Source organism: Maribacter sp. (assembly GCF_039968975.1).
In the GTDB taxonomy this organism is placed as follows: Bacteria; Bacteroidota; Bacteroidia; order Flavobacteriales; family Flavobacteriaceae; genus Maribacter.
This window is the reverse complement of the sequence record NZ_JBDVOT010000073.1, coordinates 1-9,274: the sequence shown is the minus strand read 5'-3', so window position 1 is coordinate 9,274 and position 9,274 is coordinate 1. Positions and strand designations below refer to the sequence as shown.

Here is a 9,274-nt window from a genome sequence, read left to right as displayed (position 1 = left end):
TTTAAGAGCTGGTTCAATGCAGGTATACTATCTAAAGCACGTTTGTATTCCTCATCTGTAAAATCATCTAATAATTCAAAACCTTCACCTTGAAAAAACCAATGCAATAGTTCATCATAAACGGTTTCTTCATCTTTACGTTCCAACTTATTAATTTTAGGGAAATACTTTGGAAATAGAGTTTTTACGGCATCATCTATTAATATAGCCGCTACCCCGTCTGCACCCTCCTGCTCTCCTTCATATACCAATTCTATTTTACCGGTAATAGCAGGAATAATCCCCAAGAAATCACTTAAACGAACCATAGTACTATCACCACCATTAAGCAACGATCTGCGTTCTGCAGTGCTTAACAAGTTTTCAAAAGCAGTAATACTGGTACGTGCACTTACACCACTTTTAGCATCTACATACTCACTATCTCTAGCTTCAAAAATAATTTGCTCTAATAAGTCTTTTGCTAAATCTGGCACACAAACAGCATCTGTTTGGCGAACATCTAATTTTGCTTCTTGCTCGGTGATTTTTCTAGCAATTTCAATATCATCTGGGTAATGTGTTAATATCTGAGACCCAATTCTATCTTTTAGCGGAGTAACTATACTACCTCTATTGGTATAATCTTCAGGGTTTGCCGTAAATACAAACTGTATATCTAAAGGCAGCCTCAATTTAAACCCACGAATTTGTATATCACCTTCTTCCAATATATTGAATAATGACACTTGTATACGTGCCTGTAAATCGGGCAACTCGTTAATTACAAAAATACAACGGTTGGCACGCGGTATCATACCAAAGTGGATTACTCTATCATCTGCATAAGACAATTTTAAGTTAGCCGCTTTTATTGGATCTACATCACCAATTAAATCAGCCACGGTAACGTCTGGTGTAGCTAATTTTTCAGCAAAACGTTCGTCTTTATGCATCCAAGAAACAGGAGTATCATCGCCTTTCTCCTTAATTAATTCCATAGCATATCTAGACATTGGATTCATAGGATCGTCATTGATATCTGAACCTGCTACTACCGGAATATATTCATCTAATAGATTCACCATTAAATGCGCCAAACGGGTTTTCGCCTGACCACGAAGTCCTAATAAATTAATGTTATGACGAGAAAGAATAGCACGCTCTAATTCAGGTATTACAGAATCTTCATAACCCCATACTCCTGTAAAAGCATCTTCACCTTTTTTAATCTTTTCTATAAGATTGTCACGTAATTCGTCTTTTACGCTTTTTGATTGGTATCCGGCAGCCTTAAGCTCCCCTAACGTATGTATATTTTTATAATCTAATTTCATAAAATTTTCTTATTCTTATTTCAATCTTTTTTTTCTGTTCGCTTCGTAATCTTCAAATATCATTTCTCCCAATCCTTTTAATCCCGTAAAGAATGCCTTGCCTTTATTTGCCTCTGTAAAATGGCGAATAAACTGCATTAGATAAGGATCTTGAGCTATCATAAATGTGGTGATAGGTATGTGTAATTTACGTGCCTGGCGTGCCATGTTGTAACATTTCTCCACAATAAAATCATCTAAACCAACACTGTTCTTATAATACGTACCATCTGGCATACGAAGACAACTTGGCTTACCGTCGGTGATCATAAAAATCTGTTTGTTGGTATTACGCTTTCTACGCAGCATATCCATAGCCAATTGTAGACCGGCAACGGTATTGGTATGATACGGACCTACTTTTAAATACGGTAAATCTTTAATAGGTATTGGCCAGGCATCATTACCAAATACCAGAATATCTAAAGTATCCTTTGGGTATCTAGTCGTAATCAATTCTGCCAACGCCATAGCCACTTTTTTAGCGGGAGTTATACGATCTTCACCATACAAAATCATACTATGACTAATATCTATCATTAGAATAGTACTCATCTGCGCTTTGTGCTGCGTATCTTCTACAACTAGGTCTTCTTCACTTAATTGAAAACTACCCATACCATGATTAATTTGAGCATTTTTAATACTCTCTGTCATAGATATGTTTTCTAGACCATCGCCATAACGGTATTCTCTAAGGTCTCCTGTATGTTCATCTCCTTGACCTGATTTACCAGTTTTATGGTTACCGGCTCCACTTCTCTTTAGTTTACCAAAAATTTGGTCTAACGCGCGCTGACGAATTATCCGTTCCATTTTTGCCGTAATGGAAATGTCTCCGCCACCAGAACCCTCTTCACCATCTTGACCGTCACCACCGCCATCCTTAAATTCTTCGCGTATGTAGCCCTTAGCTTTTAAATCTTCAATAAAGTCATCAATAGTATAATCTTCAGTTGTAAGTTCATATTCCTTATCCAATTCACGTAACCAATCTATAGCCTCGTCAAAGTCTCCAGAAGTATGTGTAATAAGCTCTTGAAAAATATCAAACAGCTTATCAAAAATCGATTGTTCGGGTGCTTCGTAAGTTTTAAAGCGAAACCCTTTTCTTTCATTCATAGCCATCTTATAAAATTAACACTTTTACGTGGTATGCAGTGGGTATTTAAGAAATGTTAACGTTGTTGTTTAAGTTTGGTTGTTGGTTTTTCGTTAATTGTTGTTGGTTGTTCGTGTTGAGTTGGACGCTAGACTCTGGTCGCTGGTCGCAATACGCTGTGCGCTTCTCTCTTTAGGATAGCTCCTGAAGAAAAGTGAAAGGCAAACGGCGATTGGCGAAAAGCGCTCCGCGCATTGCGTTTTGCGCATAGCGCTATAATGAAGTAACTTCGGCTACGCTCAGTCACCGAATATTGGCACAATTTAATTTTCGAACAACTAATAACTAACGAGCAACGAGCAACAATTAACGAAAAATCGACAACCATTAACTAAACAAAAGATCATCAATAAAGAACAAACAACTATCAACCAACTCAAAAGCTTTTTAGCTACGCCACCAATTTGGAAAGGTGTAAAGTTTGGCGTTAGGCAATTTGAATTTCCTGAGGTGGACTTGAATGAGATTACTCCGATAGCTATTCCAGAGAAATTACGGTTGGGGCATCAAATGGAATATGTATGTAAGCAATTATTAGATGAAAGTGATGCATATGAGGTGTTATTACATAATATGCCTATTAGAGACGGAAAACAGACAATTGGAGAGATAGATTTTATACTTAACGAGGCAGCCACGCAACAACTGATTCATGTTGAACTCACTTATAAGTTTTACTTGATTGACACCACAATTGAAAACCCTATTCATCAATTGGTTGGTCCAAATAGAAGTGATGCTTTTTACAAAAAGTTAGAGAAAATTAAGAACAACCAATTTTCACTGATACATACCAAAATTGGTAGTGCTGCACTCTTAGATAAAGGAATAGATGCTACACAAGTAAAACAACAGGTTTGTTATAAAGCGCAATTGTTTCAGCCCTATAAAACCGCATCATTAGCTATATCACCAATAAACTCCCATTGCATTATGGGCTACTGGCTACGAATGAAGGATTTTAACGCTGCTGAATTTATGGGTCATAAATTCTATATGCCTACTAAAAGTGAGTGGGTTTTTAATCCTTTTAAAGAAGTAGTATGGGTTTCACATAGTACCATTATTAATGCAATAAAAGAACGCCTACAAAACAACAGTTCGCCTATGATTTGGATGAAGAAAAGTGCTAGTGAATTTGAGAAGTTTTTTGTTGTTTGGTGGTGAATTTAAAATTTGAAGAAAGACCGTTAACTATTTGTTTATAACTGTGAAGAATTAGGTTTTATATTGGGTACGAATTAGATTACTTTTAAAATGGGAATATGTGTAATTGTGCACATATACAATTGTTGGCAAACATTTTGAATGACTCAAAACAAGCAAGAAACAAAGGGAGTCATTTTTGACAGTTTGTCCAAAATTGTTAATAGTAATTATCGAATTTGTAGAATCTCGAGTATGCTATTGGACCATTTTTTAATGGGTTTTCTAATAATTCCGCCAGCAATTATTTTATCAATTATTTCAGAAAATATTGGTTTAGAATTAAATAATCGAATGGAAACATTTGTCTTTTTCTTAATAGTTTTTGTATACCTAAACAAAGACTTCTTAAATGGAAAAAGTCCCGCAAAACGTATTCTTGGTTATCAAGTGGTCAATCAGAAAACCAAAAAACCCGCAACGGAATTACAATGTTTCATACGGAATCTTACTATTGTTATAGGTTTCCCTATTGAAGTTGTAGTCGGATTTATAAATCCTGAAAGACGGATTGGGGATTTTATTGCCAACACTAAGGTTGTCGTATCAGAAAAAGCGAAATTAAAAACCATATGGACTGACCTAAAGAAAACTAAACTAAAATCTAATTTTATTGGAATAATATTAATTGGCGGAATTTACTTTTATGCACTAAGTCTTATACTATAGACCATGAATAAAAAAAACGATTTGCCAACAAAACCTAAAATTAATGCGGTGGTTGGGTGTTTATTCAAAAAGCCTGTGTAATTTTATAAGGTCGTCAAATCTGTTTGATTTGTCATTTTAACAATAAAAAAATAACGCAAACAAAAAGTTTTGTCTTAGCGCGAAGACGGAAACTTTATAGTTTCCTTGGTTCCGCACTAACCTTAGCTCAGGCGTTGTGGTGCATACTTAAAATGAATAGTATATTAATAATCTTAGGAGTTTTAATTGGACTAATCGGACTGATTTTCCTTGCTCTTTATATTGCTGCGTACAGAAGACGTCCAAAATTCAATAATAAAGGGTTTACTGAATTAGAAAAGAGACTACTAATTGAACTTTATGGATTATTTGATACAGAAACCCAAACTAAATTAAAAGCTCAAATCGAATATTTTCGACCAAAAAGAAAGTGGAGACAGTATTGGGAAAAAAGTATGTCAATTGAACTTTACGGAGATAACGAAAACCCGCTTTCTGATGATTTCAAATATATAAGAAAAGATGAAAGTAAGTTAGCGACAATTAGATTTAAGGCAAACGATGAGAAATTTTATATAGAATTCGATAACTATGATGGACGTTTATGGGGTTGGAAAATTAGACCGAATCCAAAAAGGATTATGAAAACAACTTCTATTAAAGTTACAAGTAAAAAAATAAATAATGACCCCAATAGCTTTGCTCAAACTACATTCAAGAAAAAGAAAATTAAACCTATTCCAATATTCGAAGGGTTACTCGGAGAACTAAACAATGTAAAATCCATAAATCAAGTTTTTCAACCGATTGGAAAAAAATTCTTAAAAAATTACACAAAAAGAATTGACTCAAAATTACCCGCTGAATATCTCCAAATTATTGAAAAATCAGAAAGTGTCGATTTTGGCTACTTTAAAATACTGGGAGTTTCTGAAATATATACAACTGGACTTGATGATGGGAATTATTATCATTTGGCTGAATTCGATGATGGAGTAATAGCTATAAAAGAAGAAGATAATAGCGGAACTATTTTTTACTGCCACTATTCTGGACTTTTGGACAATTTAGGAACGGATTTTAGAGCAGTAATGTTAAGTTGTGCAAAAAGTACGATACCACAACAAAACCCATAAACAATACTGACTTTGAGCTTAATGGAAAGGTTTGTGTATTTTTATAAAGTCCGCGAAATTTTCAATTTGGCGTTTTAAAAGAAAAAAATTAAAACAAAATATATAAATTCGTCTCTGTGTTTATCCGAAAAGTTAGTGTCTTTTTGTACGCTACGTTTCATACACTGAGCCGCTAATCAAAATTAAACCATAATTAAAAGCACTTAGTTTTCTATCCCAATACTTTAACCTATCAATTCTACTTACAAATCAGTAAATTTTATACAACAAGAGTAAAAATTTAAGCCTCCTTAAAACCTGTATTTAGCTCTCTTTGTAGATCATGCTCTTTATCTAATACATTAGTGAAAAATCTCAATTATTAGCAGGTAAAAGTTAAATTCAAATTTGTTTTTAAAAAACATTCCCCTGTTTTTAATTAAAACGGTAAATTTCGATTCTAACTCTAAAAACTCAGCTTATCCAATGAAAAGCTTAAACAACATTACATTACTATTTTTTATTTTATTCGGTATTTCAATAACTGCACAAGAAACTACATATGCAGATTTACTACAGAATATAGATGCTAGGGAAAAAACGTCTTTAAACGGAAAATGGGATATTATCGTTGATCCATTAGAAAACGGATTCTATAATCATAGACTGCAAGAATATGATAAAGGATATTTTAAGAATGCTAAAATGCAATCACCATCAGACCTAATAGAATATAATTTTGACACCAGTTTACAATTAGACGTACCAGGAGATTGGAACACCCAAATGGATAAATTGTACTATTATGAAGGTACGTTATGGTACAAGAAAGATTTTAACTTCACTCCTACTCCAAATCAAGAAAGCTTTTTATATTTTGAAGCCGTAAACTACGAAGCAATCGTTTATTTAAATGGCGAAAAAATAGGAAAACATATTGGAGGCTACACTCCGTTTCAATTCAATGTCACCGATAAGCTTATTGAAGGTAACAACTTTGTTGTCGTAAAAGTGGATAACAAACGTAAAAAAGAAAATGTACCAACCGTAAACCAAGATTGGTGGAACTACGGTGGTATTACAAGGTCTGTTCACTTAATAAATGTACCTAAAACACATATTGATGATTACGCCATTCAATTAGCAAAAGGCACTACCAATACTATTAACGGATGGGTAACAGTAGCAAATGCCAAAGATGGCGCAACTGTTAATGTAAAAATACCTGAGCTAAAGAAATCTGTAAAAGCAACTGTAAAAGATGGCAAAGCATCATTTACCATTAATGCAAAACCAAAATTATGGTCGCCAGATTCTCCTAAGTTATATGAAGTACTTGTAGAAACGACCAGTGAAAAGCTGGTTGATCAAATAGGGTTTAGAACGGTAACAACAGACGGTTCTAAAATATTGATTAATGGAAAGGAAACCTTTCTAAAAGGTATCAGTATTCATGAAGAAGCAGCATTTAAAACAGGTCGTGTAGTATCGATCGAAGAATGTAAGGTATTATTGAATTGGGCAAAAGAATTGGGCTGTAATTTTTTACGATTGGCACATTACCCACATTCTGAGGCAATGGTAAAAGAAGCTGAAAAAATGGGCTTTTTAATCTGGTCAGAAATTCCTGTGTATTGGACTATTCAGTTCGATAATGAAGATACCTACGCCAATGCTGAAAATCAGCTTACCGAGATGATCTCTCGTGATAAAAACAGAGCATCTGTAGTATTATGGTCTATGGCAAACGAAACACCGGAAAGTGAACCACGACTATCATTTATAGGTAATTTGGCAAAGAAAGCGCGTCAGTTGGATAACACAAGGCTAATAACCGCTGCTTTAGATACACAAGGCAAAGGTGATGATGGTAATTTAATAGAAGACCCTTTAGGTGAAGTTGTTGATGTTATCGGTATTAATAATTACTGCGGCTGGTACTATGGCGATGTGGATTCATGTAGTAGCATTAAATGGGCAAGTGCTTACAATAAACCAATGATCATGAGTGAAATTGGTGGAGGTGCTTTATACGGATTACATGGTGATAAAAATGAAAGATGGACAGAAGAATATCAAGATGCATTATTTAAATCTAACATTAAAATGATGAAGAACATTGATTTTATGGCTGGTCTATCTCCTTGGATTCTTATGGATTTCCGTTCCTCAAGGCGTCCACTACGTAGAATACAAGATGATTTTAACCGAAAAGGATTAATCTCTGAACAAGGCATGAAAAAGAAAGCTTTTTTCACGTTACAAGAGTATTATCTAGATATGGATAAGAAGTAATACTAATAATTATGCTAACTGAAAAAATATAATTTTCAGTTAGCATATTTCCCTTCTGCATAAGAAGATAAAATACTACTGTTGGGTGTTTTACAATTCCTTGGAAAATCATAGAAATAGATACACTTAGGTAGTCCATTTTTAAAAGTAATACGCACAGATCCTTTACTATTTCCACTAAACCCAGAAAAGCTATAATTAGCACTTATTTCCATTGGTCTTCCTTCACTATCTCGCGATGATGTTGTTACACTAGATATACTACCTGTTGTATATCTATTAAAAGACCATGTTTTAGATTGGTCATATACCAAATCATCAATAAGCTTATGATAGTTCTGGTCACCAGTTGGTCCGCCAGAATTTTTCATAGTGGTGTACTTACTAGCCTTCTCCATTCGTATGCTAGGTTTGTCGAGCGCAAAGAGTTTCAAGTTTTCTTCAAATCGTTCTAAACCCGGACTACCACAAGCATTAAGTTTAAAAATTTTAAGCATATCACCTTTAAGTCCGTTGATTTTATGAATCATATCTACCGAATTCCCCATACTATTGGGATCGGTAATCATTTCCATCATGGTACCTAGTCCTTTTGACCGTTGTAATTGATCAATCTCTTTATACGCCTCATACAATGCAGGTTTTGCATAAAGTCCGCTACCTACCCAAACGTACTTAATACACACGCTACTGATAACATCTCCCCATCCATTTTTTGTCACCTCTTCCGTAGCACATTCTTCATTCATTATTTCCACTTTATTCGCGGGTAAAGAACCAGAACATTGTGCTCCATAAGCTCTTAAGTACTGATCAAAAAGCATCAAAAATTGCATATCACCTCTATTGATATCAATCTCTTCAAAATGACCACGAAAAATATAATCATAGAACTCGGCGTAATAAAGACCGTCCGTCTTTAATTCTAAAACTTCTGAATAATCTTCTTCCGTTATAGGTTGAGAATTTGATAATTTAAAAAATGAAGTAAAAATTAGCCATATGAGACCTAATAAGAAAATTCTAAAAAAAACAGCAGATAATTTCATGGTATAGTGGTGGTTAATAATGAAACAGTCTGAGGGAAGTTTAAATATATAAAAATTTATATACATCTAGAAATGAATATGTTAAATTAAAAAAGCGATTAATGTTTAATTTAACACTAATCGCTTTTTTAGCTTTGTATTTAAAACTTATCCGGTATAAGCACCAGAAGAATAAGTTAATTCATAACTGTGTGTGTATACTTCAAACACAATACCAAAAGGATCTTCTACATAACACATTTTGTATGGCTTGTCTTTTGGGTAATACTCACGAATAGGCATTCTTTGTTTACCACCAAAAGCTACTATTTTAGCCACTAATTCTTCTATATTTGGGTCTTGTATACAAAAGTGGAACAACCCAGTATTAAAGGGATTAAACTCCGGAGCTTCTTTTACTCC

7 protein-coding genes and 1 pseudogene are annotated in these 9,274 nt (G+C 34.1%); 4 read left to right on the top strand and 4 right to left on the bottom strand.

The features are described from left to right. Both ABJI11_RS05115 and ABJI11_RS05110 read right to left on the bottom strand, forming a co-directional pair. The coding region (locus ABJI11_RS05115; RefSeq protein ID WP_348350019.1) for a magnesium chelatase at positions 1–1,316 on the bottom strand (1,316 nt) is incomplete at its 3' end. Positions 1,317–1,331: 15 nt separating this feature from the next. Further along, on the bottom strand, positions 1,332–2,483 hold the full coding sequence (locus tag ABJI11_RS05110) for a VWA domain-containing protein (RefSeq protein ID WP_348350017.1): 1,152 nt from the start codon (positions 2,481–2,483) through the stop codon (positions 1,332–1,334). Positions 2,484–2,859: 376 nt separating this feature from the next. Here ABJI11_RS05110 and ABJI11_RS05105 point away from each other — a divergent pair, with 376 nt between their 5' ends. From ABJI11_RS05105 to ABJI11_RS05090, 4 genes are all read left to right on the top strand, one after another. After that, positions 2,860–3,684: a DUF1853 family protein gene (locus ABJI11_RS05105; protein ID WP_348350021.1), complete on the top strand. Its 825-nt coding sequence runs from the start codon at positions 2,860–2,862 to the stop codon at positions 3,682–3,684. A gap of 141 nt (positions 3,685–3,825) precedes the next feature. Beyond that, entirely contained in the window at positions 3,826–4,392 is a 567-nt protein-coding gene (locus ABJI11_RS05100; protein WP_348350015.1) for an RDD family protein, read from the top strand. Between the two features lie 233 nt (positions 4,393–4,625). Further along, positions 4,626–5,549, top strand: a complete 924-nt coding sequence (locus ABJI11_RS05095; RefSeq protein WP_348350013.1) for a hypothetical protein — start codon at positions 4,626–4,628, stop codon at positions 5,547–5,549. 465 nt (positions 5,550–6,014) lie between these two features. Continuing rightward, positions 6,015–7,823: a glycoside hydrolase family 2 TIM barrel-domain containing protein gene (locus ABJI11_RS05090; RefSeq protein WP_348350011.1), complete on the top strand. Its 1,809-nt coding sequence runs from the start codon at positions 6,015–6,017 to the stop codon at positions 7,821–7,823. A gap of 35 nt (positions 7,824–7,858) precedes the next feature. Here the strand turns inward: ABJI11_RS05090 and ABJI11_RS05085 are convergent, their stop codons facing one another. Together ABJI11_RS05085 and ABJI11_RS05080 are read right to left on the bottom strand one after the other, a co-directional pair. Beyond that, the gene (locus ABJI11_RS05085; protein WP_348350009.1) at positions 7,859–8,872 is read right to left on the bottom strand and encodes a hypothetical protein; all 1,014 of its coding nucleotides are present in this window, start codon (positions 8,870–8,872) and stop codon (positions 7,859–7,861) included. Positions 8,873–9,019: 147 nt separating this feature from the next. Further along, a pseudogene (locus ABJI11_RS05080) lies at positions 9,020–9,274 on the bottom strand (glyoxalase); the annotation flags it as partial.

Excerpts from the sequence above, each read along its gene's own strand:
- ABJI11_RS05110 (WP_348350017.1), bottom strand. The coding sequence starts at position 2,483 with ATGGCTATGAATGAAAGAAAAGGGTTTCGCTTTAAAACTTACGAAGCA.
- ABJI11_RS05100 (WP_348350015.1), top strand. The coding sequence starts at position 3,826 with ATGACTCAAAACAAGCAAGAAACAAAGGGAGTCATTTTTGACAGTTTG.
- ABJI11_RS05095 (WP_348350013.1), top strand. The coding sequence starts at position 4,626 with ATGAATAGTATATTAATAATCTTAGGAGTTTTAATTGGACTAATCGGA.
- ABJI11_RS05090 (WP_348350011.1), top strand. The coding sequence starts at position 6,015 with ATGAAAAGCTTAAACAACATTACATTACTATTTTTTATTTTATTCGGT.
- ABJI11_RS05085 (WP_348350009.1), bottom strand. The coding sequence starts at position 8,872 with ATGAAATTATCTGCTGTTTTTTTTAGAATTTTCTTATTAGGTCTCATA.